This window comes from Bartonella sp. AC62GZZY, from assembly GCF_042196525.1.
Taxonomy (GTDB): domain Bacteria; phylum Pseudomonadota; class Alphaproteobacteria; order Rhizobiales; family Rhizobiaceae; genus Bartonella.
The window spans coordinates 34,733-60,214 of sequence record NZ_JBHIQN010000010.1 but is presented as its reverse complement, the minus strand read 5'-3'; the positions used below and the strand labels follow the sequence as shown (position 1 = coordinate 60,214).

The 25,482-nt window shown below is 38.7% G+C and carries 21 protein-coding genes; 14 read left to right on the top strand and 7 right to left on the bottom strand.

Going from position 1 to position 25,482, the window contains the following annotated elements; all coding sequences use genetic code 11:
* Positions 1–297 precede the first annotated feature (297 nt).
* Together ACFIML_RS06890 and ykgO are read right to left on the bottom strand one after the other, a co-directional pair.
* Positions 298–1,083, bottom strand: coding sequence for a tetratricopeptide repeat protein (locus tag ACFIML_RS06890; RefSeq protein WP_375607045.1), 786 nt, complete (start codon positions 1,081–1,083; stop codon positions 298–300).
* Positions 1,084–1,240: 157 nt separating this feature from the next.
* Positions 1,241–1,366, bottom strand: a complete 126-nt coding sequence (gene ykgO / locus ACFIML_RS06885) for a type B 50S ribosomal protein L36 (protein ID WP_004863016.1) — start codon at positions 1,364–1,366, stop codon at positions 1,241–1,243.
* Between the two features lie 2,280 nt (positions 1,367–3,646).
* On the opposite strand from ykgO, the gene ACFIML_RS06880 reads away from it, so the two are divergent.
* Positions 3,647–3,901 (top strand): hypothetical protein, encoded by a 255-nt coding sequence (locus tag ACFIML_RS06880; RefSeq protein ID WP_375607044.1) that lies wholly within the window; start codon positions 3,647–3,649, stop codon positions 3,899–3,901.
* A gap of 444 nt (positions 3,902–4,345) precedes the next feature.
* On the opposite strand, the gene ACFIML_RS06875 is transcribed toward ACFIML_RS06880, so the two are convergent.
* Together ACFIML_RS06875 and purE are read right to left on the bottom strand one after the other, a co-directional pair.
* Positions 4,346–5,524, bottom strand: a complete 1,179-nt coding sequence (locus tag ACFIML_RS06875; RefSeq protein WP_375615231.1) for a 5-(carboxyamino)imidazole ribonucleotide synthase — start codon at positions 5,522–5,524, stop codon at positions 4,346–4,348.
* Between the two features lies 1 nt (position 5,525).
* Positions 5,526–6,023, bottom strand: coding sequence for a 5-(carboxyamino)imidazole ribonucleotide mutase (gene purE / locus ACFIML_RS06870; protein ID WP_330168079.1), 498 nt, complete (start codon positions 6,021–6,023; stop codon positions 5,526–5,528).
* An 825-nt stretch (positions 6,024–6,848) separates the two neighbouring features.
* Between purE and ACFIML_RS06865 the strand changes: the two genes are divergently transcribed.
* The 8 genes from ACFIML_RS06865 to ACFIML_RS06830 all read left to right on the top strand — a co-directional run bounded on the left by ACFIML_RS06865 (position 6,849) and on the right by ACFIML_RS06830 (position 12,423).
* Positions 6,849–7,001 carry a DUF5993 family protein gene (locus ACFIML_RS06865; protein WP_273790835.1) on the top strand — a complete coding sequence of 51 codons (153 nt, stop codon included), beginning with the start codon at positions 6,849–6,851 and terminating at the stop codon, positions 6,999–7,001.
* Between the two features lie 10 nt (positions 7,002–7,011).
* Positions 7,012–7,587: a disulfide bond formation protein B gene (locus tag ACFIML_RS06860; RefSeq protein ID WP_375607042.1), complete on the top strand. Its 576-nt coding sequence runs from the start codon at positions 7,012–7,014 to the stop codon at positions 7,585–7,587.
* A gap of 711 nt (positions 7,588–8,298) precedes the next feature.
* The gene (locus ACFIML_RS06855; RefSeq protein ID WP_375638483.1) at positions 8,299–8,442 is read left to right on the top strand and encodes a hypothetical protein; all 144 of its coding nucleotides are present in this window, start codon (positions 8,299–8,301) and stop codon (positions 8,440–8,442) included.
* 22 nt (positions 8,443–8,464) lie between these two features.
* Positions 8,465–8,704 (top strand): hypothetical protein, encoded by a 240-nt coding sequence (locus ACFIML_RS06850; RefSeq protein ID WP_375607041.1) that lies wholly within the window; start codon positions 8,465–8,467, stop codon positions 8,702–8,704.
* A 1,381-nt stretch (positions 8,705–10,085) separates the two neighbouring features.
* The gene (infA, locus tag ACFIML_RS06845; protein ID WP_004857577.1) at positions 10,086–10,304 is read left to right on the top strand and encodes a translation initiation factor IF-1; all 219 of its coding nucleotides are present in this window, start codon (positions 10,086–10,088) and stop codon (positions 10,302–10,304) included.
* 246 nt (positions 10,305–10,550) lie between these two features.
* A complete protein-coding gene (locus ACFIML_RS06840) occupies positions 10,551–11,273 on the top strand; it encodes a Maf family nucleotide pyrophosphatase (protein ID WP_375687726.1) in 723 nt (240 codons plus the stop codon).
* Positions 11,274–11,372: 99 nt separating this feature from the next.
* Complete coding sequence (yacG, locus tag ACFIML_RS06835) at positions 11,373–11,585, top strand: DNA gyrase inhibitor YacG (protein ID WP_375607039.1); 213 nt, start codon at positions 11,373–11,375, stop codon at positions 11,583–11,585.
* Positions 11,586–12,252: 667 nt separating this feature from the next.
* Positions 12,253–12,423, top strand: a complete 171-nt coding sequence (locus tag ACFIML_RS06830) for a TylF/MycF/NovP-related O-methyltransferase (protein ID WP_375607038.1) — start codon at positions 12,253–12,255, stop codon at positions 12,421–12,423.
* A 1,269-nt stretch (positions 12,424–13,692) separates the two neighbouring features.
* Here the strand turns inward: ACFIML_RS06830 and ACFIML_RS06825 are convergent.
* A complete protein-coding gene (locus tag ACFIML_RS06825) occupies positions 13,693–14,724 on the bottom strand; it encodes a DUF3472 domain-containing protein (protein ID WP_375609341.1) in 1,032 nt (343 codons plus the stop codon).
* Between the two features lie 460 nt (positions 14,725–15,184).
* Between ACFIML_RS06825 and clpB the strand changes: the two genes are divergently transcribed.
* Positions 15,185–17,764 (top strand): ATP-dependent chaperone ClpB, encoded by a 2,580-nt coding sequence (clpB, locus tag ACFIML_RS06820; RefSeq protein ID WP_375607035.1) that lies wholly within the window; start codon positions 15,185–15,187, stop codon positions 17,762–17,764.
* A gap of 873 nt (positions 17,765–18,637) precedes the next feature.
* Positions 18,638–19,765, top strand: a complete 1,128-nt coding sequence (locus tag ACFIML_RS06815) for a hypothetical protein (RefSeq protein ID WP_375607034.1) — start codon at positions 18,638–18,640, stop codon at positions 19,763–19,765.
* A gap of 186 nt (positions 19,766–19,951) precedes the next feature.
* Here ACFIML_RS06815 and ACFIML_RS06810 read toward each other — a convergent pair whose 3' ends face one another.
* A complete protein-coding gene (locus tag ACFIML_RS06810) occupies positions 19,952–20,323 on the bottom strand; it encodes a helix-turn-helix domain-containing protein (protein ID WP_375607090.1) in 372 nt (123 codons plus the stop codon).
* Between the two features lie 379 nt (positions 20,324–20,702).
* Positions 20,703–21,074: a helix-turn-helix domain-containing protein gene (locus ACFIML_RS06805; RefSeq protein ID WP_375607090.1), complete on the bottom strand. Its 372-nt coding sequence runs from the start codon at positions 21,072–21,074 to the stop codon at positions 20,703–20,705.
* Positions 21,075–22,229: 1,155 nt separating this feature from the next.
* Here ACFIML_RS06805 and ACFIML_RS06800 point away from each other — a divergent pair.
* The 3 genes from ACFIML_RS06800 (at position 22,230) to ACFIML_RS06790 (ending at position 24,527) form a co-directional block, all read left to right on the top strand.
* On the top strand, positions 22,230–23,465 hold the full coding sequence (locus tag ACFIML_RS06800; protein WP_375607032.1) for an MFS transporter: 1,236 nt from the start codon (positions 22,230–22,232) through the stop codon (positions 23,463–23,465).
* Between the two features lie 263 nt (positions 23,466–23,728).
* Positions 23,729–23,860 carry a hypothetical protein gene (locus tag ACFIML_RS06795; protein WP_375607031.1) on the top strand — a complete coding sequence of 44 codons (132 nt, stop codon included), beginning with the start codon at positions 23,729–23,731 and terminating at the stop codon, positions 23,858–23,860.
* 271 nt (positions 23,861–24,131) lie between these two features.
* Positions 24,132–24,527, top strand: a complete 396-nt coding sequence (locus tag ACFIML_RS06790; protein WP_375607030.1) for a hypothetical protein — start codon at positions 24,132–24,134, stop codon at positions 24,525–24,527.
* The last annotated feature ends 955 nt before the right edge of the window (positions 24,528–25,482 follow it).

The following is a 25,482-nucleotide window of genomic DNA, read 5'->3' as shown; positions in this document are numbered from 1 at the left end:
AATGGTTTCAAAGAGCTTGTGGTGATTGTTCGTCTAACAGAGCTTGCACGCGCTTTTGAATCCTGCGCATTTGTGGAGTGTAATCCAATGCTGTTTCATCAATCTTAAGAGCCAAGTTTGGGACGCTCTGTTGCTTCCATGGTAATGGCTAAGTTTCAAAAAAAGCACTGTGAATTGTGTGGGGGGATGTGTGGTTATAAGCAGGGGGCTTTTAGTTTATTGAGTGGAATGTGAAGCCGGCTTGCGTCTTATCTAGATTTGAAAGGATGTCGTAAAGTGTCTCGTTCTTGAATGGTTTCAAAGAGCTTGTGGTGATTGTTCGTCTAACAGAGCTTGCACGCGCTTTTGAATCCTGCGCATTTGTGGATAGTAAACCAATGCTGTTTTATAAGCTTTAAGAGCAAGTTTGGGACGCTCCGTTGCTTCCATGACAACGCCAAGTTCAAAAAAAGCACTATAATTGCGCGGCTCAAGTTCAAGAGCGTGGTTGAGATCAAGCATGGCAAGCTTGAAATCGTTCAGTTGAATGTGAATCCAAGCGCGTCTTATCCAAGCTTCAGCATGAGTAGGCAAAAGTGCAAGAGCATTATCAATATAATCAAGCGCAAGTCCATAATCGTCGCTGTTGAGTGCATTTTCAGCCCATGACATCAAAAGATCGATCGTCTCGCTCCCTGATTGGGACCATAAATGTTGAAGTTGTTGACTGATCTTTTTCGCTTTAGCAACATCAGCACAATATTTCAATTCTTTGAGTAAACGTGAAATTTCTGCTTCTTTGCGCTGCTTAACTCTGTCAACATGGGAAAGCTGCTCTTTGTCAAGATCTTCAAGAATAACCGCCGAGGAATCAGAATCGGAGGGCGTTGAGGAAGGGGGAGGAGAATTGGGAATAAGATCATCTAACGGTAAAAGCGATTGTGGAGAAGGCCGATCTTCAGGAAGAGAAGGAGGATTTTGCCCATAGCTCGAGGGAACAAAACAAAAAACGCCAACAAAAGAAAGAAAAAACGCGCGCTGGAAAATACAGAAAAAACGCAACTGGAAAAATCGAAAGGCTTTTAAAAAAATAGAAGAATCCATAAAAACAAGCCCCCAAAAGATAAATCACCAAATATTATCAAATACTAGACTTGTAATCAACGGACTTATAACAAAAAAACTCAAGAAAAAAAATTTTAAGCCTACAATTAAAGTAGGCATAAAAACATTGATCCTAAAGAAATTATCCCTAAAAGAATTAGCCCTGACGTGCTCTAAAACGTGGATTCGTTTTATTAAGAATATAAACACGACCCTTACGACGCACCAAACGATTGTTACGGTGGCGCTCTTTTAGTGCTTTAAGCGAATTTTTAATTTTCATCATATTCACCGTTTAAATAGTTTACGTAACACAATACTATAACACAATATTAAAACACGAAAATACAATATTACAACCCCAATAGACTGCTCACTTTAATGAGCATTGCATTGCGATATCGTACTTGCATCATAACATCACACGATACACTTTTTCACTGTGATCACAAAAAGAAAAGCGCACTCTTAAGGTACGCATTAATACACTTCATTAGCACAACGATAAGTGAAAATTGCAAAAAAGTAGGAGAAATCTAACAAGAAGTCTTATTCTTGTCAAGGGTATATCCCTTACAAATTCCTATAGTGTGTTAACGGTTGGCCTTGAAGGTAAAAATTTTCTCGTAAAAAGAAGGACACCAAAAAGCACAAAGAGTGGAAAAAAGTAAAAGCTTCCTATTTGTGAGAAAATAATCCTGTTTTTTCGTAAAATATCATCGTTAAGTAAGGCTCATGTAAAATTTATAACATGAGGTGTTTTTTATTCGTGTGTGAGGATATTCTTAAGGCTTATTCTTAAAACCTAAAAAATAAACCGCATGATGATGACAAAGATGATGAATTGATAAGGATAAATTTCTATTGTTCAGAGAAAACATAGTAAAATAAGAGTTTTGCATAGTCTTAAGGTTTTCTCATTGCAAATTTGTGTAGCTTTAAGCATAGCATTCGCTTCTTGCATATCACAAGCGGGATTGATCTATGGTAAAGATACTTGAAGATAAGGAATAAAACGGTCTTTTATGAATGCTTTCAAATGCTAAGAGTGTTGTAACATTGGGGGGTGGCAAAGCGGTGTGATGGCGTTGGTGTTTACGCTTCATAAGTTTAAAGAGGGTGGTGCACTATAAATGTTTAAGCTATTATCGAGAGCTTTATGCTCTATGACGGGGGCTGCTGTTGTGAAGTGGTGGGGCATGTGAATTGGCAAAATGTTTCTTTAAAATAAGCGCGTGTTAAAACAAGTGCGTAAATTGGCAACACAAGTGTCTTCTGTTTGAGGCTTTTTATTTTACGTGAGGGGTGAGAGGATATTTGGTTTGGGAATGGATAAGCTTAGTGCTGTAATCATATCCTGTAATTATATCTTTGATGTGGAGATCAGGGACGGAGCGGAGCGCTCGGTACTTTTAATGAGGGATTAAATCTGTGTGGTTAGAGTGAAAGATTATGCATAAATTTCTCTTTTAAGGTAATAGTTTATGATTCTTTGCAACCCAATTATTTCTACGTGGGTGGAGTGCTGGATATTGTCGAGCAGATGGGGAATTCAAATTATCCAATAAGGGAGCCAGTATACTGAGAATACACTTTGGCTCTTGAATGTGGATAGTTTGAATCCTTTTTAATATCCATGTTGCAGAAAAAATTTGACCTTCCCAAGGGTGGTCTATGATGATGTTTATTGAAAGAGTGAAAGCTTCACATTGTCTGGCGATAGACGTAATAAAAGTATGTCATAATACCAATTTATATACATGTTGCAAATGCCAAAGAGAGCTGACGTAATGATCATTGGTATCCCGATCAATAGGGGCAGTGTTTCTCTTCCTCCTGTGAGGTATATTAGACAAAGAATTCCTGTCATTAATAAAAAGCCTATCGACAGGATTTTCGTTACGAAAACAATGGGTTTACGAAAAGTTAAAAGAAAAAGGAACAACATATGTCTAAATGGACCCCCTTTACGTTTTTGGGGAAGAACAGACTGTACCTCATTTAAAGTTTTATTATTGTTAGAAATGAAGTGTTTTTTGCCACAATAAGCGTTTTAAAGGCAATGATAGTGTTAAAATGATCGTATTAAAAAGTATAGTTTAGCTTTATCAGGATAATAAAATAAACATTTATATTTATAAATTATTAGGTGCTCTTGAAAGAAGCTTGGATTGAGAAAAATTGTGGGAACTTCATGAAGCGCTGGTCTGTTGGGGGGGGACGAATGTCATTGCTGAGCAGGATTAGAGAGTTACAGACAATCTCTTATGGGTGGTTAAGAATATGCGTAAACAAAGTGCGTTTACGATAAGGGGAGTTCATAAAGAATTGTGCGAGATGCAATAAAATCAATGCGCATTATACGGTGATGATGTGCCTTATAATTCATTGTCTTAACAGGATTAAAAGGTGGAAAAATTGATGCACTAAAAAAGGGGAGGATTTTGTGAGAGAAGAAAAATTGATCTGAAAAGAAGAAACTTAAGCCTTTGGGGAGAAGTTCAGGAAACCTTTTCGAGGAATGTGTTGGGGGAATTAATGAAAGAAGAAAATCTTCTATCCGTTGAAGGAAAAAGAGAGAGGAGAAAAAGAAGAAAGTTGCTATGCTGGAGAGGGCTATCGTCTGGCCGATATTGGGCCGAATTCTCGAGAGTTGTTTTGGGAGAGTAATACGTTTTACCTCTTTGCAGCAATTTTATGGAAAACAAAACGATGCTTTTGTGAAAAAATGAACATAAGAAGAGAAGCTAGAGACAATAAAAACGCAATCATGGGGATTGGTATCTATGGGGGTGCAATAAATCAGTCTATTTCTTAAAGGTTGGCATTAAAAGAAAAATGAAGGGGCTGCGTATGTTATGGGGAATATTTATGCTGTGGAAGGTGGAGGGGTGGTGAAGTTAGGGGCTGTGGATTGTTTTGAGCTGTGGGGGGATATTTTTGAGAAAAGGAAGGGGAGAAGAGCTAGGGGGTGGAGTTGAAGGGGGGGAGCGCTTGTTGTGCTGCTTGGATATCGGTGTGGAGTGAAGCTTTGTTTTTGAGGGCGGATGAGATGTTCGTGTAGGATGAAGCGGATTGGAGGAGGAAGAGGTGATGTTTTTAAAAGAGGCAGGGCTTGTAGGAGGGCTTCACGCCCTTTCAGGGGCAAATTAAAAGGTTAGGGGAGCGCTTTTGAAGCCGCTGGATATCGGTGTGGGGAAGAGGTTGTTTTTTCAGTTCATTTTGGAGAAAAGTGTGAAAAAGTATTTATATATATGTGGGCTTAAGATTTGTTGGCTGGTCCCAGTAATTGGATGATATGCCCCATTTTGCGGTTGGGGTGAACAGTGCTTTTGCCATATAAATGGATCGAGGTGCGCTCTTGTGTGAGGAAATATTTTAACGTGCTAAAATTGTTACCAATAAGATTGGTCATTTGGCAATCGCTGTGGCGATAGGGACTGCCTAAGGGAAGTCCGCAAATAGCGCGGATATGCTGTTCAAATTGTGAAGTTATGCATGCCTTTTGTGTCCAATGACCAGAATTATGGACACGCGGTGCTAATTCATTCACTAAAAGATGACCATTCGTTAAGACAAAAAATTCAATGCAAAGAACACCAACATAATTGAGGGCATCCATAACTGTTAAGCTGATTTCTTGTGCTGCTTTTTGCACCTCAGGTGGAATATGTGATGGAACAAAGGATTTATGAAGAATACCATTTTTGTGTTGATTTTCAGGGCAATCATAAAAAATATGTTCCCCTTGTTTTGTACGTGCCGAAAGAACCGAAATTTCCGATAAAAAAGGAACTATTTCTTCCAAAATACAAGGCTGTTCCTGAAAAGTCCTTAAGGCTTCGTCAAGGGTTTGTTCATCTGGGTGATCAAGCTTGATCTGGTTTTTTCCGTCATAACCAAAACGACGCGTCTTTAAAAGACCACGTCCGCCTAAGGTATCAAGAGCGGAAAGAAGAGAAGAAGAATTGTCAACAGCATGCCATAACGCGGTGCCAATCCCTTGATCACGCAAAAATTGCTTCTCAAAAAGTCGATCTTGCGTGATCTCTAATGCTTTGGAAGAAGGATAAACAGGCTTACTCTTTTCTACATATTGAACCGTTTGAAGCGAAAGATTTTCAAATTCATAGCTGACAACATCACACTGAGAAATAAAATGATCTAAAGCTGATATATCGTCATAGGAGGAAACAATATGGTTGTTTGCTGTTTGAGCGGCTGGGCAATTGGCTTCAGGGCAAAAAATAACGGTTCGAAATCCTAATTCTGCGGCCGCTATGGCGAGCATCCTTGCTAATTGGCCGCCCCCGATTAAACCAATGACGCTGCCTGGAGGTAACATGGTGAAGGGAGTGGTGTTGGCTAAGGAGGTGTTGGTTGAGGGGGTGGTGTTGGAGGGGGTGGTGTTGGCTGAGGGGGGAGTGGAAAACGGTGCCATTTTAAACCTCCGTTACAGGCGTTTGGGCGACATTGGCTGTTTGTTGTTGACGCCAATCTTGTAATCGTTGGGCGAGATCATGGTCATAAACGGCCATAACGGCCGCGGCTAAAAGTGCTGCATTAATTGCGCCTGCTTTGCCAATTGCTAATGTGCCAACGGGTATCCCTGCTGGCATTTGCACGATTGAAAGCAAAGAATCTTGACCAGAAAGAGAGTGAGAATGCACTGGAACGCCAAAAACAGGAAGAGGAGTAAGGGCTGCTAACATACCTGGAAGATGCGCTGCACCCCCTGCACCGGCAATTAAAACTTTAAACCCTGCTTCTTTTGCTTCTTTGGCAAATTGATAAAGGCGTTCAGGAGTTCGATGTGCTGAGACAATATGCGAACTATGAGAAATACCAAGATTCGTCAAAATATCTGCACTATGGCACATCGTTTGCCAATCCGATTGGCTCCCCATTAAAATCGCGACATCACATGATTTTTTCATCATTCTCTATCCTTTTCAAAGGTTCAATGCGATTCTTTATCATTATTTTTTTAAAGTTTTATATTCTTTTTGCAAAGCCAATTGATGACAGAGAAACAGTTATTTTTCAAATAAGGTGGAAAGCTAAAAATTTAAAGGGGATCTCGAGAGATGAAAAAATAAAGTATTGAAGGCATGAAGCACTTCTTGTGAGGGGGGAGGGGAATGCAACGGGGTGGTGTGGGACCCATGAGGCTGTTGAGCTTGCGGCATTGTCTTTTATTTAAGATAAGAGGGAAAAATGCATTGAGGAAAAGCCATTGATTATAAGTTTTTTAAAAAAATGTCTTATTTTTTATTTGCTAAAATAAACAAGATCACCATATGATATAAAATCTGTTGCAATTTGAAACATTACTTATGAGAAAAGAGATTTTTATGTCAAAAATGTGTTGCAAAATGAGGATATTCTTATGAGAAAAAAAGAGATGTATATCTCTCGATTTCAAAGCCTATTTATTTTGTTGTTCAAGTGATTCTTTTGTGAGTGGGGGATATAATCTTTATAGGGGATATAATCTTTATAATTGTCGATATATCTTTAACAATGGCCGATATAAGGGGAAGCGAATAATCAACGCTTTTGTGCTTTTAACGCTTTTGTTGAGATGTGCTTCTGAGCGATTATATCGTTCTTTGTTTTTTCACTTAAATATAATGGTAATATCAATCGCGAGTGACGAATTGTGAATAATAAATCCATGGTCTCTTTTTTGCCCAATTTTGTAATATGGTGAACGCTGAAATAAATAAGAGTTAAACAACGGATGTAAAGGAGATTTAAAAGCTATGTTTCTTCCATTTTTAATCGCTTTAGGTACTGCAGTAACGACTATGTGTGGTAAAAAAAATATAAGTTATGCTTTGTGGGCAATTTTATTCGTTGTCATTCTTCTCACTTTCAATCATCACGCAACTTCCACTTTAAATTTATCTTTTTGAGAGAATAGCCATGGAACATGTTGAACAAAAAAATCCTCACTTCGTTATCTTTATGAATACGCTAGGACTCTTTGGATTATCCGTTGTCTTGGTGGTGGCTTTTTATTATCAATTGGTAAAGTTTGAGTTACCTTGTCCCCTTTGTTTGCTGCAGCGCGTTGGATTGATGCTGGCAGGTTGTGGGTTCTTGCTCAATATTCACCATAAGGTGAAAAATACCCATTATGGTATGGTTATTCTCGGTTGTATGGTAACCAGTGCTGTGGCAGCACGCCAAGTGTTTTTGCATATCACACCTGATGATTTAGGATATGGTTCAACGTTCTTTGGATTGCATTTTTATACTTGGGCTTTCATTATTTCTGTCCTTTGTATCTTTGCTGTCTCATTTGTCATGATTTTAGGCGAATTGGCACACAAGTTCAAAGAATTTTCTCCTTTTCCAGTCTTGAGTAAAGCGGCAAGTTTCTTATTTGTATTTTTGATTGCGGCAAATTTGATTTCTACCATACTGGAATGTGGTGGTGGACAGTGTGCCGATGATCCTGTAAGGTATGAATTGTTATCAAATTGGTTCCCTTCATAGTCTTGAATTTTTTTAATAATCCCTCATTATAATTTTTATTGTTAAAAGAGGCGGAAATATTTAAGAAACCGCTTCTTTTTTATTTATTTGGAAGACATTTCAGAAAAATTGTTCGATAATCTGATCTTTTATACCAATGCTGGCTTTTATGAGCGATAGCGATTGATATTTTTTTAGCGAAGACTTGTACTGTGAACCTTTTATGCTGTCTTTTGAGAGAGATGAAGGGATTGATTGGCTTGGAGGAGTTTGTAGAAAAGCCCCAGATTGTTGAGCTGCGTGGGTTAAGAAGCCTCGTTTTTAAAGGTGCATTAACGATAAAAAATTTTTGTTCTTGATTTTTCTTAACATTGTGTTAAATAAAGTTTTGTATTCATTTTGGTGCTTCTAAAGCGTTTTTATTGCTTCTAGAGGGATTAATTTAAAATTTTGAAAGTTATGTGAATAATTTTCTGTAGAGGTTTGTTTATTAGAGGCAAACCTTTTTTTTTATCTAACGTTTAGATGTTTTCTCTCAGTGTGAAGCTTTTTTTTAGAAAAAGGTAAGCGGCTTGATGATGACTCTCTTATTTATTAATATATTGATTTATAATGATAAATAACCCTTTTAAAGTGAAGCGCGTTGCTGAATATAATAAAGTTGCTCATCACCAGTTCTCTTATATTGAATCAATTAAAATTACTTGCTTGTATATCATAAGTGAGTGGGCCATGTGGGTCAAAACTGTACAAGAAAGGCATGCCTTTAATGAAGTGTCTCTTGAACCGAAGGCTGTCTGCAACATTGGGAGCTGGCAGAGTTTTTGTGATGATGCCGGCTTGTTCTTCTATAAGCGTAAACTTGTTTTTCCATAAGCGTAAAGATAGGGGGGGCTGAATGGATTTTATATCCTTCATGGGAGCTTACCATTCCTTTACGGGTAGCGTTTTGCAAAATGGGTGTGATGGAGCGTTGAGAGATCTTTCTTTAAAACAAGCGCGTGAATATGCAACACAAGTATATTCCTTTTGGCACGTTTTGTATTACGAAAAAATATTGACTTATAAGGATAAGTTATTGTTGCGGATGTTGAATGAGAAAAACGAAGAGCTTCTCTCATTTCAAACTTTCTTATAGTCAATTAATTAAATGTGCTCTTCTACGTTACAAAAAAGCACTGGGTGTAAATAAAAATTCTTTTAAAAGTCGTAAAATGCTTCTTATGACCCTTTTTGATCGTTAGAATTTTTCGAAAAATTTTATGCTGCTCAATACAATAATAGGGCGGTTTATATCTATGATTTAAGTGAAAATAGGGGGATTTAGATGAAAAGGGAGGCGAGTTTTTAATGACAGTTGTTGAAAACGTTATTGTGTAATGCATTTTTTACAGATTTTCTGCTTTCTGTAAATATGTAAAAGCGTAAAAACAGAAATGTGTAAAAAAGGAAGCTGGGACTTTATGTGGGGTGTATGATTTTATCATGGCATGGAATGTGGAGAGAAGATTGCGGTGTGGGGATGAAGAGTTTTATGAAGGGGGAGAAGTTTGGATGAAGAGGTGGGTGCGTTGACGAGAGAGGAGAGAGGGTGTGGGGAAAGTTGTTTTTGAAGTGAGATTGACCGATGCTTTGCGTGATCTTACTTTAGGGTGGTGAAGGAGGGGCAAGAATATTTTAAAATAGGACGTATCTGTCGCGTTTGATGCAACATTATCCTTTGTGGTGTCGTGATCTGAAATCAGCAGGGGAATTCGCTAGAGTAAGAAGCTGTATTGTTGACAAACCTATGTTTACAAAGTGGTGCGAGGGGAATTTGAAAGTTTCGTTTGGCTGCTTTCTGTAAATGTGGAGAAGCGTAAAAACGGAAATGCGTAAAAAAGGAAAAGGCTTTATGTCGTTAGAGGCGTTGTGGTTAATGATACGCAATGTATAGGGATTGTGTTTTCGAAGGTAGGAAGAGCAACATAAATGGAAGGAGTGGCTTAGAGGAAGTGTGTGAAGAGAGGGAAAATGGGGAAGGCTGTATGGGAAATGCATAGAGTATGAAGTGTGGGGCAGTGAAGCATGTTGTGAATGGTGTGTGAAGAATGGAGAAGGTTTTTGAGAAAAGGAGGGGCTTCTGGCGTGGGGGAGTGGTGTTTATCTGAAGGGCGCATGTTTAAAGTGTGGAAGGTGAGGAAAAGTTGGAGAGAGGATGATTGTGAGTAAGTTTTGGAGGGATTAGTCAGAGGTGTTGGGAAAATGCTTTAGGGGAAAAAATTAGCATAATTTCTTGTCATACTGAAACCAAAATCATCATAAAAACTGAAGGAAATTAGCGGGTAAAACTGGTGGAAAAAAGTTTTGATTCTTAAGGGGTGGGGGGGCCGTTTTTTTGAGAGTATGGAAGAGTAAACTTGAAAAACCTTTCCCTTTTTGTGGAATTTTTATTCACAAACTTAAGAAAATAGGATATGAACGCTGGAAATAACGCGCAGCTTAACAAAATATGTGCACTGTAAAGGAAATGTTTGTTTATGTCAAAAGAAGAAGTTTTAGAATTTTCTGGTATCGTTACTGAACTCTTACCTAACGCGATGTTTCGTGTGAAACTGGAAAATGACCATGAAATTATTGCTCATACCGCTGGTAGAATGCGGAAAAATCGTATACGGGTGTTGGCCGGTGATAAAATCATGGTGGAAATGACACCTTATGATTTGACAAAAGGGCGTATTACATATCGCTATAAGTAGCATCGTGGGTGGCTTGCACTTTTTTCTAAAAGCTATCATATTATTTCTATTATTTTTTAACAGTTTTTTAGTTTGCTTTTCATGAGTGAAAAAAGGGGAGTGTTTGAAGAGCCTTGAAAAACTGTAAAATCGTTGCGGAAAAAGGATAAGGAGATCAATAGCGCTTAAAAGGGGCGCTTAAAAGGGGGCGCTTAAAAGGGGGCGCTAAAGGGGGTGAAGAGGGAAGTCGATTGTGAAGGGGTGGAAATGAGCAATATAAGAGAGTGGGGGAAAAAACGTTTGGCAGATACTCTTACAGAAGAAATTTATTTGGTGCTTGCCTCCGCTTCGCCACGGCGTTTGGCGCTCTTGGCACAAATAGGGATTGATCCCCAGCAGGTTTATGCAAGCGATATTGATGAAACGCCAAAATTAAAAGAACATCCTGCAAACCTTGCCAAACGTTTGGCAAAAGAAAAAGCGCTGAAAGCCCAAAAAATTTTGCGCTGGTACAGTCAGAATGGTCAAGACGAGTTGCAGAATGTTCCCCAAAAATTGTCTGCGCAGAAAATGATTATCTTGGCGGCTGATACGGTGGTGGCTGTTGGCCGGACCATTCTCCCCAAACCAGAAAGCGAGGATGAGGCTTATGAATGTTTACGATTCCTTTCTGGACGGGCGCATAAGGTCTATGGTGCCATTTGTGCGCTCAATGAACGTGGAAAAATAACCGTAAAATTGGTTGAAAGTCGTGTTCGTTTTAGACGCTTAACCTCTGCCATGATGAAGGCTTACCTTGCTTCAGGAGAATGGCAAGGCAAAGCGGGGGGCTACGCTATCCAAGGAAAAGCAGGGGCTTTTGTTGTTCATATCACGGGTTCTTATTCTAATGTTGTGGGATTGCCTTTGGCTGAAACAACCGATCTCTTGACCGCTTATCACTATCCACTTTTCACTCACTGGGCTGAAGAAACGCATGAGAGAGATTGATTGGTCCGTAGAGCTAATGCAAGGTAAGATCAATGCAAGGTAAAAAACAACAAAAAGAAAATATGAAAACAAATAGAAGCAAAATTAATGAAGGAGCCAATGACAAAGGTGTCCCAAAAACAAAAAGAGCCTAATTTACAAAAAGAAACCTCTCATCGCCCACCACATCCTTGTCCTATTTGTGGTCAGATGTCACAAAAATCTTCTTATCCTTTTTGTTCCACACGCTGTCGAGCTATTGATCTTAATCGTTGGCTTTCAGGTGCTTATATCTTACCACCCCCACCACAAGTAAGTGATGAAGAAGAGTAAAGAAGAGGCATGTCTTTTGAGAAGCAAATGCTTAGAAAACGTTTTTGTGTGAAAGCTGAAGGGATGGGCGTTGTTTGTTCTAGCGGGGAGGTCTGAGTGAGATATTTTGCGTGTGGCGTTGGAGAGAAGCTTGAGTTTGAGAAGAGGAGGGATGAGGTTAAAGAAATATCTGAGCCTTTTTGTTTAGAGAATTGGGGAAAAGATTGAGTGGTGAGAAATAGGGAGCGGCTGAGGAGATAATGCTTAGTCTGGTTGTTTTGCTGCTGAGGGGATACGAGAAGATTGGCTGTTTTGAGTAGAAGACATTTAGGCATTTGAAGGCATTGGCGTTAAATGTAGTTTTAAATATTTTCTTTTTAGCTCTTCATAAATACCAACAAAAAACAGTAAATTGTCAGTCATATTAAATAAAAATTATCACTTGTTCAAATTGGATCTGTAATAAATACCTTTTTTGAGACAATTATCCTGAAAATCATAGAAGTAAAAAAATCTTCGTCAGTTACTTGAAAGAATGATATTTGTAATAATTGATTTTAGCTTTTCTATCGTATAACCTCAATTGCTCGGCGCCGTTTGATGACGTACAAGAAAATTTTCGGCGTTGTGAATGGCTGAAGAAAATGTGATGTTTCTCAAAAGATGGTCTACAGAGCCTTTACCTTAGTTGCTTTCTGGTTGCCGGTTTAGCGTCATTGATATAGACGCAGATTGGGATCAGTCAACGATGGATGTTTTAATACATATATATCCAAGACTTACCATTGGTGGTTTTGTTATCATTGATAATTATAAATTGCTTTGTTGCAGGAAGGTTGTTGGTGCCTTTAGGGTGTGAGGGAAAAATTGATAGTCCAATCAGTATTGCTAAGGAAAAAAGAGGGGCACGTGTTTTGGTGCAAAGAGCTTGATCGCTGCGTAGACGACCAAAATTACACTTTAAGTGATAAAGTAATTTCAGAAGATTGGCAAGAAAAATGAAAAATTTTCTATTCTGTTATACCGTAAAACGGCGCTATTTGAAGGGGGAGTGAAGAGCTTGAATATTCATGATAGGGCTTTGATTTGTTGAGCCTGATGAAGTGCTGTCGTTTGAGGAGGGTAGTCTGAAGACTGTAAGGGGACTAGGCAAAAAGCTGGATTCATTTTCAGAGCAGTGTTTACAAAGCGGTGCGGGGTGGTGATGTGGAAATTTTATTTGTCTGATTTCTGTGAATATGTAAAAGCTTTAAAACGTATATCCGTAAAATAATGCGGAGGATTTGTACTGTGTGTATGCTTTTATCATGGCGTGGAATGTGGTGAGAGTAGGGGGATGCATTTGTGAATGGAGCGGGGAAGCTGGGATGAAAAGGGGTGTTAAGTGCATTTTCTGGAGAAGAGTATGTGGAGAATATTGGGAGGAAGGGCTTATTTGTCTTGTTTGATAACGCCTCTTTTGAGGGGTGGTGATAATTATATGAAGTGATCAGTAGTCCTTCCCTGGATAAGAAGCTGGATTGTTTACGGACCAGTGTTTATCGAGCGGTGTGGGGTGGTGAATCTTTCGTTGGCTGTTTTCTGTGAATGTGTAAAAGCGTAAAAATGTGAATCTGTAAAAGTGAAGTGGAGGATTTATGGATTTATGCATTGTGCGTGTTTTGGGGTTACGTTGGGCTTTTGTCTGGCATGGATGGGGTGAAATAAATGGGGGGGGTGAAGAGACTGTGAATTGAGGAGGGAAGCTGGAATGAAGAGTGCTGTAAGTTGTAAGTGTGTGACGGGAAAGAAAAAGGGGGGCGTGGAATGGAGAGAGTGCCTATGGACAAAGGGAGGGCGTGGATAAGAGGCGGGGTGGTGTAAAGGATTGCGGTAAAGGATGGTGTGAGGGTGATAGAAGAGGGAGGTGAGGAGATAGAGAGGAAAGGGTGTGGGGTTTTGAGAGAAGGTGAAGGTGAAGAAAATGCCCTGAAAGTATGGTGATGAGGTGAGCTAAAGGGGACGATGGGATGAGAGCAGGGCTCGAAAAAATAACTGGGAAAGGGAGCCGTGGTGGGGAAATGAAAAAAACTTCCTCACCCCCATTTATTTTTAAAGGGGAGTGAGGGGCTTATCAAGAAGAAAAAAGTTAGTTTTTTTTCATAATTTTCCAAGTTTTTCCATCAGACATATACATAATCTTTTGGCCTGTGGTTATCTTTTGTGTGCCGTGAGTGGTGTGAAGCGTAGAACTAGAAGCCGCTAGATGATCTATAAAGATTGATTTCCACTTAAATGAAGCAGGAGATGGAAAAGAGATATTGGGTGCCCAAGAACGATCTTTTGAACGAATAACGACAAGCTCTTTTTGTTTCAAGATGTTAGAAATTGTTTCTGCAGACAGATCTTTCCCATTGGAAATGGGGACTTCTGGTTTAGCTGTAGGCGAGGCTAAACCTCCAAAGTCGCTTATACTTGTCATACAAAAAGTGAACGTACATGATGTTTGGATGAGGTCAGAATCTCGACACTTTCCTTGATTAGAAACTTTCAGAGTCCCTTCGTATAGCTTGTTTTGTTTTAAGCCATTAGGATCAAAAAAAATCGAACTTTGCGGACTTAAATCATAACAGGAGGAAAGATGTCTCTTCCAACGAGAATGGTCTTCAACAAAACTTGAAGATTTACGGAGTTTGCCAAATGTATTTGGTACTTCTATGGTCCCAATATTCACTTTTTTACCCGTTGTAAAATCGACTACTTTCGCTGTAACTAGATTCTCATTTTTTTCAACATATAATCGATATCTGCGTCCCATTTCCCATGGAAACTTGATTTCACATCGTACTCCTGAACCTTCCTGAGTAAAATGCTTACATGTATTACCCTTCCATCCCGTTGCATTCCAGATAGAAAAATGAATGGTACGGCCGCTCCTGTTGAAAAAACCAATTTGTCCACTTTTCCCGTTTTGGAATTCAAATTTATTTCCCCAGAAATAGATGGAGTTAGGCCCACCATCGTAGTTTACTTGCTGGGTGAAAACAAATAGATCAAATAATGCATTCTCAGGCCATTCATGCTCTATTGTAATAACTTTGCCGGCAAAGATGGCATAGCTTGGTTTACTTATCAGAAGGAATAAAAGTATTAAAAGAATCTTTTTTGCAATATGGTACATACTCAAACTCCTTTATTTTGATAAAGACAGTATAAGTTTATAAATATTAAAGCTTATACTCAATGTTTTGTTAAGTAAAAAGAGAAAAAGTAATTTTGACTTTTACTCTAAACTATATGCTGTAAAGACTGCTTTGTTTTAAATGTTTTTGCGTGCTCCTTTTCTGCTGTTCAAATTTAAGTTTTAATGGTGGAGTTTGTGGGTGAGAGTTTAAAAAGGGGAGTGATGATGTGGGGTATAAGAAAAGTTGCGGTTTTTATTTAAAATGATAGCGTATTTTTTTTCTCCCTCTTGCTATGAGGCTTGTAGAAACCCATATTCTTTTTAGCACTACGGTTCTTCTTCATGCTGCTTTTTCCGCGGTGTTTTTTAGAGGCTGGATAATCCTTTCTGGATGTTTCTTTTGTGGAATATTGGAGAGGTTAAAGTGTGGTGATGGCTTGAGGTTTAAGGAAAAAAAATGAACTTGGAAAAATATAGCGAACGCGTACAGGGTTTTTTACAATCAGCACAAAATAGCGCTCTTGCTTCTGATCATCAGCAGTTTATGCCGGAGCATTTCCTGAAAGTGTTGTTAGACGATTCTCAAGGATTGGCTGCATCGCTTATCCAAAACGCTGGTGGTGATCTTACTCTTATTCAAAAGGCGCTAAAAGAAGCACTTGATGCTTTGCCTAAAGTGCAAGGGGGAAATGGACAGCTCTATCTTTCACAGCCATTGGCAAAAGTTTTCGCGCTGGCTGAGGATATTGCGAAAAAAGCCGGTGATCAGTTTGTGACCGTGGAGCGCATGTTGCAAGCGCTGATCATGGAAAAGACCGCAAAAACAGCCGATATTTTAACAAGTGGAGGATTGACCCCGCAAGCGCTTAATCGGGCAATTAATGCGCTGCGGAAAGGAAAAACAGCAACAAGCCCCCATGCCGAAGGACAATATGATGCCTTGCAAAAATATGCCCGGGATCTCACAAAAGATGCACGCGAAGGAAAACTCGACCCTGTTATTGGACGAGAAGAAGAAATTCGACGCACTATTCAGGTGCTCTCACGGCGGACGAAAAATAATCCCGTGTTGATTGGTGAGCCTGGGGTGGGGAAAACAGCTATTGTGGAAGGGTTAGCTCTGCGCATTATCAATGGCGATGTCCCTGAAACTTTGCGGGATAAACAACTCTATGCGCTCGATATGGGAGCGCTTATCGCTGGTGCAAAATATCGTGGAGAATTCGAAGAACGTCTCAAAGCAGTGCTGGCAGAGGTGCAAGCCGAAAATGGACAAATTATCCTCTTTATTGATGAATTGCACAATCTTGTTGGAGCAGGAAAATCTGATGGTCCTATGGATGCGTCTAACTTGTTAAAGCCTGCTCTTGCACGCGGAGAACTCCATTGTGTGGGTGCTACTACGCTCGATGAATATCGAAAATATGTCGAAAAAGATGCTGCTTTGGCACGCCGCTTCCAGCCTGTCTTTGTACCTGAACCCTCTTTGGAAGATACTATTTCTATCTTGCGCGGTATTAAGGAAAAATATGAACAACATCACAAAGTGCGCTTGGCTGATAGTGCTTTAATTGCGGCCGCGCGTTTGTCTAACCGCTATATTACGGATCGCTTCTTGCCGGATAAAGCTATTGATCTTATCGATGAAGCGGCGGCACGTTTGCGTATGCAGGTCGATTCAAAGCCGGAAGAACTCGATGCTGTTGATCGGCGTATTTTACAGTTGAAGATCGAACGGGAAGCTTTGAAAACAGATGTCGAGCCAACAGCAAAAGAACGGTTGAAAAATGTGCAGGAAGAACTGAAAACATTGGAACAACAGTCCGCTGAGATGACAAGTGCTTGGCAGGCTGAGAAACAAAAATTAGGGCATGCTGCTGATTTGAAAAAACAACTCGAAGAAGCCCGTAATGCTTTGGCTATTGCACAGCGTGATGGACAATTCCAACGCGCTGGAGAGCTCGCTTATAGTGTCATTCCTGAACTCGAAAAACAATTGAGTATCGCGGAAAATGATGACCAACAAAATCATCTCGTTGAAGAAACGGTGACGGCTGAACATGTGGCGCGGATTGTTTCGCGCTGGACCGGTATTCCTGTTGATCGAATGCTGGAGGCAGAACGGGAGGCGCTGTTGCGGATGGAAGATGAAATTAGCAAACGTGTGATTGGGCAGGGAGAGGCTGTTCAAGCTGTTTCTCGTGCTGTACGGCGTGCGCGTGCGGGGCTGCAAGATCCTAACCGTCCGCTGGGGTCTTTCATGTTCTTGGGACCTACGGGGGTGGGAAAAACCGAGTTAACCAAAGCTCTGGCCGCTTTTCTCTTTCAAGACCCAAATGCCATGTTGCGTATTGATATGTCGGAATATATGGAAAAGCATGCTGGGGCGCGGCTGATTGGGGCACCTCCTGGATATGTTGGATATGAAGAAGGGGGCGTGCTGACGGAGGCTGTACGTAGAAGACCTTACCAGGTCATTCTGTTTGACGAAATTGAAAAAGCACACCCTGATATTTTTAATCTCTTGTTGCAAGTGTTGGATGAGGGACGCTTGACGGATAGTCAAGGACGTACCGTTGACTTTCGAAATACCTTGCTGATTATGACTTCTAATCTTGGTGCTGAGTTTTTAACTGCTTTGCCTGAAGGGCAAGCAACAGATCAGGCAAAAAATGATGTTATGAATGTCGTCAAAGCCGCTTTCCGTCCTGAATTTTTAAACCGTATTGATGAGATTATTCTCTTTCAAAGGCTGCAACGTCAAGATATGGAAGCTATCGTCGATATTCAGATAGAACATTTGCAAAATCTACTCAATGAACGCAAAATAACTTTGCAAATCGAGCCAGAGGTGAGAAAATTTCTTGCCGATAAGGGCTATGATCCGCTCTATGGTGCTCGTCCGCTTAAACGGATTATTCAAAAAGAAATTCAAGATCCTCTCGCAGAGAAAATCTTGTTTGGAGAAATTCACGACGAGACAACGGTGAAAATTACAAAACAAGGAGATCGGTTGGAATTTTTGCCTGAAGATTAAGTTTGGAGAAATTCATGGTATAAAGGGCGGTGATAATCTTATTGTGCAATAAAACACCGCGCTTTGAGGCGTGCTGATTTAGAAAAATTCACTGTGAGACAGCGGTGTTTTATTGCAAAGCAAAGGGAGTAGCCGGTGTTTTTGCATATTAAATGAGCGTTCTCGAATATCGTAGGATTCTTTTCCTTCTGTTTGTCGTGAAAACTATTTTCTTGCAATGTTATAAGTGAAGTCACAAGCAGGATTGCTTTGTTGCTTTATTGCTTTGTGTGTAGAAGCGTTAAAGAGAAATGCCGTTTATCCGCCGTAAAACATTGCTTTTTGAGGGGGCTGATCTGTGGCATGGGAATTTTAGACGAAGATATTTTGACGATGGATTGGAGTTTTGCTGTTTAAGCAAAAGGTGGAGGATGCGTAAAACGCGCTGCTCTCTCATTTTTTCGGTGATGTGCGTTTTTCTGCTTTAAAATTTTGCTAAAAGTTTTTTTAAACTGTTTGATTGATTGCACTCTTGTCGGTGGCTAATAGATGATGAAGCATGATTATCTGCACAATCAAGTTTGCTATTTTGCAGTTTTTTAATCAAGATAAAGACTTGAAAAACAAGACCTCTAACTTGTTTTGGTTAAAATTTTTGCTATTCGTGTTACAAAGGCAAGTTTAAGTGGAAGGTGTATATTAAAAATACCATCTATATCTTAATTGATTTTACTTAACATTTACCAATAAACTATAATATGGTAAATATTAAGTAAAATAAAAAGATAATGAACTTTTTTCAAGGATTTTAATAAAAACTGTATTGGAATTTATTGATAAAAAGGATCATTTGAAATTTAAGCGGGGTAAAATTTAAATGGGGGGCATAATCTTATGAAATTAGCCACAAACAAGGAAATAATTAACAGCTGGTTTGCAGAGGATGTTAAGAGTTATAATCGGCGTATTCCAGAAAGCTTAAAGGATTTCTATGAGGATAGGAAAGATTCGTTAATAAGTGATGCTGAGCTTCAAAAGAAAATTTTGGACTCTTTAATACAAGATGTGTCGTTAACATCGGATGATTCCAATCCATTAAAGTTGTTTCTTGAACAAGGCTTTTCTTTTAGGGAGGAGCAAGGGGCGAGAGTTTTTGATACTATTAGAGGTGAGCATTCGATATCTGTTAAAAGTGGAGAAAGCGTTGATCAATTTAAAGTGAATGATCCAGAAATTGAAGCATCATCTATACCGGACAAACGAGAAGATCACTATACATTTCTAATGACGTGTGATCGAATAGAGCATGCTTTTAGAGAAGAGTATGGGCTGGACAATCTTTTAAAAGAGATCAGATCGTCTGTCCGAGAGCAGGATAATATTGAGAATTACAATTGGTTAGAAAAGCTTATTGATAGTGCATTAAATAGTGAAAATGCACCGTTACAAGAAACACAAGAAATCTACATTCCAGACATTCGTGATCATCGTTTAGATGAAAAATCATATGAGCTCGCTATAAAAATCATTCGACGAGCAGTCAACTGTCTTGGGGTTCCCTCACGTTTGTACAATGCTTGTTTTTTTCAAAAAGCTTGTTCTTTGCGTGATCTTGTATTCATTTTTGGCATAGATGCTCAATTTGACATAAATGATCAAGTTCTTAACGAAGTCATGGATATGTCGACAGTTTATGACGCTAAAAATAACCTTTTAAAAGTACAAAATTTTGGTGAGAAAAATAGCGATGTTATTGGTCTTGCTATGTCAAAAAAAGCGATATCTATCCATGACTTAAAAAGTACAGGGTATAGCGAGTTTGATCCAAGCAATTTGAGCACGAATATCTTTTTTCATATTTCGCAATCGTCATTATTTCGTCCGTTTGAAACAATGATTGTCTTTAAAGCAGGGACTGATGATCAGATTGAAAAAACAATAAAAAGGTACGAAGGCGCCAATGGCATGAAGTTAAAAGAAGAAGCAGAGAAAGAAGCTTTAAAAAGAGTGAAAGTGCTATAAAAAAGATTAATTGAGGCATTCAAAAGTCATTGGAAAATTATAAGTGACAACAAAAATGCAGCTGATTATCCTATTTGCCTTAAAACACTGCTCTCTGAAGGGGTGTGGTGTCTTGATCTGAATTTGATTTAAGGATGTTTTGTTGTTTGATATATTAACAAATAACGTTGATCGTTGTGCTTTTGCCTAATCAGAAATTAGCCACAAGATTGCTTTTTGTTTTTTCGGCTGGAGCTCTCTAAAGTTTCTCAACAGAGTGTGTTCTTTTTCGCTATAGGTTTCTTGATTGTGGTGTAAGAGGGTTTCTTTTGTGGGAAGATCTTCTTTTGTGGTAATGTCTGCATAAAAAAAGTTTACGGGAACTTCTCGTTTTTGAGCGATTTCCAGTAAACATTTGGCACTTACACGATTGAAGCCTTTTTCATATTTTTGGATTTGTTGGAAACTGACACCTAAATGGCTTCCTAATTCTTTTTGGGAAAGTCCCATGGAAATGCGTCTGTGACGGATTCTTTTGCCTATCAAAATGTCGATAAAATGTGGATTTTTAGTTGGCACTTCAAGCCCCCCTCCGGTTGCGAGCGCCCTCGCTTTGGTATTCCGGGAGTTAAAGGTACTGAATCCGAGTCAGCTTTTTGCTTTTAGTGCTGAGAAGCACCTGGACATAGCAAAATCTCCCGGAATCCCGGGACACCCGCAAAGTGGGATAAATTTATGTGTCAAGTCTTCGGGTTTTTAATCCCTCTTGATCGTTGCGTATACGACCAAAATTACATTTTAAGTGATAAAGTAATTTCAGAAGATTAGCAAGAAAAATCAAGAATTTTCTATTCTATTATGCCGTAAAACATTGCTCTTTGAAGGGGCTGTGGTGTGTTGGTTTGAATGTGACTTAAGGGGGATATGAATGGAATAATGTTGATCGTTGTGCTTTTTCCTAATCAGAAATCAACCACAAGATTGCTTTTTGTTTTTTCGGCTGGAGCTCTCTAAAGTTTCTCAACAGAGTGTGTTCTTTTTCGCTATAGGTTTCTTGATTGTGGTGTAAGAGGGTTTCTTTTGTGGGAAGATCTTCTTTTGTGGTAATGTCTGCATAAAAAAAGTTTACGGGAACTTCTCGTTTTTGAGCGATTTCCAGTAAACATTTGGCACTTACACGATTGAAGCCTTTTTCATATTTTTGGATTTGTTGGAAACTGACACCTAAATGGCTTCCTAATTCTTTTTGGGAAAGTCCCATGGAAATGCGTCTGTGACGGATTCTTTTGCCTATCAAAATGTCGATAAAATGTGGATTTTTAGTTGGCACTTCAAGCCCCCCTCCGGTTGCGAGCGCCCTCGCTTTGGTATTCCGGGAGTTAAAAACACTGACTTGACTCAGCTTTTTGCTTTTAGTGCCAAAGCACCTGGACATAGCAAAATCTCCCGGAATCCCGGGATACCCGCAAAGCGGGATAAATTTATGTGTCAAGTCTTCGGGTTTTTAATCCCTATTGATCGTTGCGTAGACGACCAAAATTACACTTTAAGTGATAAAGTAATTTCAGAAGCTTGGCAAGAAAAATCAAGAATTTTCTATTCTATTATGCCGTAAAACATTGCTCTTTTAGGGGGGAGTAAAGAGCTAGAATATTTGAGGGCAGGGCTTGATTTGTTGAGCTTTATGAAGTGTTGTCGTTTGAGGGGGGCGACTGAAGATTGTAAGGGGGTACTAGGCAAAAAGCTGCGTTCATTTATAGACTGTTGTTTATAGAGCGGTACGGGGTGGTGAACCTTTCCTTGGCTTCGTTCTGTAATAATGTAAAAGCGTAAAAATGTATATCCTTAAAAGTGAAACGGAGGACTTATAGATTTATATATTGTGCGTGTTTTTGGTCATGGTATGGAATGTGGTGCGAGGATTGGGGGAAGTGTCTTCGTGAATGGAAGTTGGGAGGAAGAGTGCTGTTAAGTTGTGAGAGTGTGATGGGAGAGAAAAAGGGGGGAATGGAGAATGAAGAAAGTGCGCATGGATAGGAGGAGAGTGTGGGTAATCCGGTGGTGCAAAGAGATGCGTGAAGGAGGGCGGTTTTGGAGATAGGGCTTGATTTGTTGAGCCTGACGAAGTGCTGTCGCTTGAGGAGTGGTTGGGTGCAAGCTTTATTTTGTGGGGAAAGCTGCTTTTTGAAGTGGGATTGTAGACTAGTGCTGGTTGGGAATTTTCATTCTTTGAGACGTGGGGTGGAGGTCAATGTAATAATATGGAAGATTGTGATCTAATAGTTTTTACATTCTTTCTTTTTTTAAAGATATTACTTGATATTAGAGTAAATGCTTATATCAATAGGAGTATTTCTTTAAAAATTTTCACTTAACTTATTAAGCGATTTATTAGAATAAAAGACTCTTCTGAAGTTCATATCACCAATTGTATTGAAGGAAGTGTAATTTTAAGTGTAGCTAAGTTTAACATCGGATGGTTGATATGAATTTGTTTTTAAAAAAGAGTCCATTAGCTCTTTTTTGCTCTCTCTTTATTTCTAAAGTTGGTGATTATGCTTATGAAGTTGTTTTTATTTTACTTGTCTTAGAATTAACAGATAACACCTTTTTTACAGGTCTTGTGTATTTTTTTCGATTTATCCCTTTTCTCTTTTTTGGCCCTATAGGAGGTTGGTTAGCGGATAATTTTTCTTTGAAGAAAAATATCATCTTAAGTGAAGTTGTTAGATTATTAGCTTCATTGTTTGTTTTTATAACTTATATAACAGGTACGGCACATATCATTGTTCTTATTTTTGCAGCAATATGTACAACGATAGGAAGAAGTATTTTCCAACCAAGTTTTCAAGCTGCTATTCCCAGAATGTTTTCAATAAAAGATCTTACAAAGGCCAATAGCATTGCTCAAATTATCATGGAAACTGCATCCGTCATTGGCCCTTTGGTTTGTTCCATACTGCTTTTTTTAGTAAATAAATCGGCAGTACTCATTTTTGATTTTTTTACCTATTTTATATCTATTATCGTGTTATTTAATCTCACGAATTTAAATTCAAATGAGAATAAATCATTCAATTTTATAAAAATTTATCGAGAAACAGCTTCATATCTTAAATATATTTCTACAGAACATAATAATTTATTTATTACGCTCGTTGGCTCGTCGTTTGCTATTCTCTTTACGGGTGCAATTTTAAGATTTTTAATTCCAGCTTTTGTTCTCTCTATAGGGGGAGAGGAAAACTTTGTTAGTTATATTTTTTCTCTCATGGCTGTTGGAACTATTGTTGGTGGTTTGTTATATAGTAAAATTATATTAAATATTACATCGTTGAAGCTCATGATATTTTGGCTTCTTTATGGGGTTATTCTGTTTGTTATGCCTTTAGCTGCTGGACTTTATTTAAAACTCCTTCTCGTGTTAGCATTTGTTTTAGGATTTATGGGTGCCTTTGTGGATATTGGTTTAGTCTCAGCTATTCAATTATATTCTCGTCGTGAAGATTTTGGTAAAAGTTTTGGAACCTTTTCAACTTTAGCGAACTCTGCGGAAGCAATCTCTGGCTTTATTGCTGGACTTTTGGCTCTCGTGGGATTGTTAAGCTCTTTTTTAGCTATGTCCGCATTAATTATTTCCACGGGAATTATTGGCGTTGTAAAAATTAAGAAAAATAAAGAGTTAACACCTCTTAACACGACAGTCGATGACGACCATTGATATATTTGATATCTCCATGCCTTTTCTTTTTTCTAAAGACGGTTCGCTAATTATCTTATTCATGAGATAAAAACACAGCTCTTTGAAGGGGGAATCTGAAATGAATGAGTGGTCAGTGGTGGAAACTTGCTAGGCAAGCATTTGAATTCTTTACAGACCGTTGTTTATAGAGTGGTACGGGGCGGTGAACCTTTCCTTGGCTTCGTTCTGTAATGATGTAAAAGCGTAAAAATGTGAATCTGTAAAAGTGAAGTGAAGGACTTATGGGTTCATATATTGTGCGTGTTTTTGGTCACTTTGGGCTTTTGGGGGCGTGGAATGTGGTGCGAGGATTGGGGGGAAGTGTCTTCGTGAATGGAGGGGAAATGAAGGGTGCTGTGCGTTGGTTTATGTAATGCAACACACCATGAAAGTAAGTATACATATACTATATGTATACTACATGCTTTACATGTGTTTTTTCGTACTTTTAACATATATATTTTGTGTGTTAAGCATAAGCTTTAAGTACTATGAGGATGGTGGCGTTTTTTTAACAAGTGAGAAATTGATTAACTAATGCTTGATAGTAAAGCAGTATGTTGTTAAGGCTATTCTTTGAAAGGAGGCTCTTATTTCTGGTGTAGGAGCTTCTCAGAAGAGAATGCAATTAATAGGGGAGTTAAGATGTCAAAATATTTATTTCCGTTACCGCTTGTATTGGTGGCTGGTTGTGCATCTATCAGTAATTATTCATCAAGTTATGTCAGTCCAAATATTACGAAAGATGATGTAAAATTAATTGCTAACGATTTTGTTCGTAATCTTAAAAAACCTTTACCGCCCGCTACAACAACTCTTATTGTGAAAAAAAATAAAACAGAAGACAACTTTACTCCTGTATTTATTGATCTCTTGCGACGGAATGGATATAATGTGATCTATACAGATCAACCAAACAAACAGCAAAATGGTGTAATCTTGACTTATCAAATAACGCCAATAAAGACAGGTATCATGTCTATGGTTTCTTATGATGAGGTTGGAGTAACGCGTTATTATGTCCGTACTTATAATAGATGAAACCCCTTTACCGGTTTGTCTCAAAGAAGTAGATAATGAAGAAATGTGTTTCAGGGAAAATGTTGGGATTGAATTAATCAATAAAAATTTGCAGATGTGAAATTGCATATTCAGACGATAGTTATTCGTAGTCTCGTTTACAATTTCAGTGTTGTAACGAAGAAAGATGTCGTTTTATCTGTTTGCAATTCTTCATGTTCTGTCTCAGTTATATAGCGCTTTTATCGTTTCTGTCTTATAGAAAATTACTTTCTGTTCTACGGCTCTATATGCCAATCTAATAGTCAGATCTGATCAATCAAATTCATATGAGCTCTTTACAGAAATCTGTTGTTTGAGATTGTTGTAAAGGTGTTTTGTTTTTATCAAATTATCGCGTGGTGGTTTGGGAGTTTCCTTTGGCTGCGTTCTGTAATGATGTAAAAGCGTAGAAATGTGAATCTGTAAAATGAAGCGGAGGATTTGTGCTTTGTGAGAGCTTTTATCATGGCATGGAGTGTGGTGGGAAGGATTGGGGGAAGTGTCTTCGTGAATGGAGGAGAAAGTTGGGATGAAGAGTGTTGTTGAAGTGCGTTTTCTGGAGAAGAGTGTGTGGGGAATAGCTGTGAACAGATTGCAGAGCTGATGTGTAAAGAGATGTGAAGAGAGAAAAATCGTGGTTGGCGTTTATATTCTATGCGGAGCTTAACAATTATATTTTTATGGGGGATATTCGTGAAATGGGTGTGAGAAGAATTGAGAGGTGTTTTTTAATAAGTGGATGAATGAGCAATACAATGAAATCCCATTTAGGGGAAATCCCATTTAGGGGAAATCCTATTTAGGGGGAATCCTATTTAGGGGGAATCCTATTTTAGCTCTTGTTGTTTTAGACATTGTGTTTTGTATGAGGGGCATTTTGCAGGAAAGATGTTTTGAGGGATGTGGCTCCCCTTAAAGAAAAACACAAAAATAT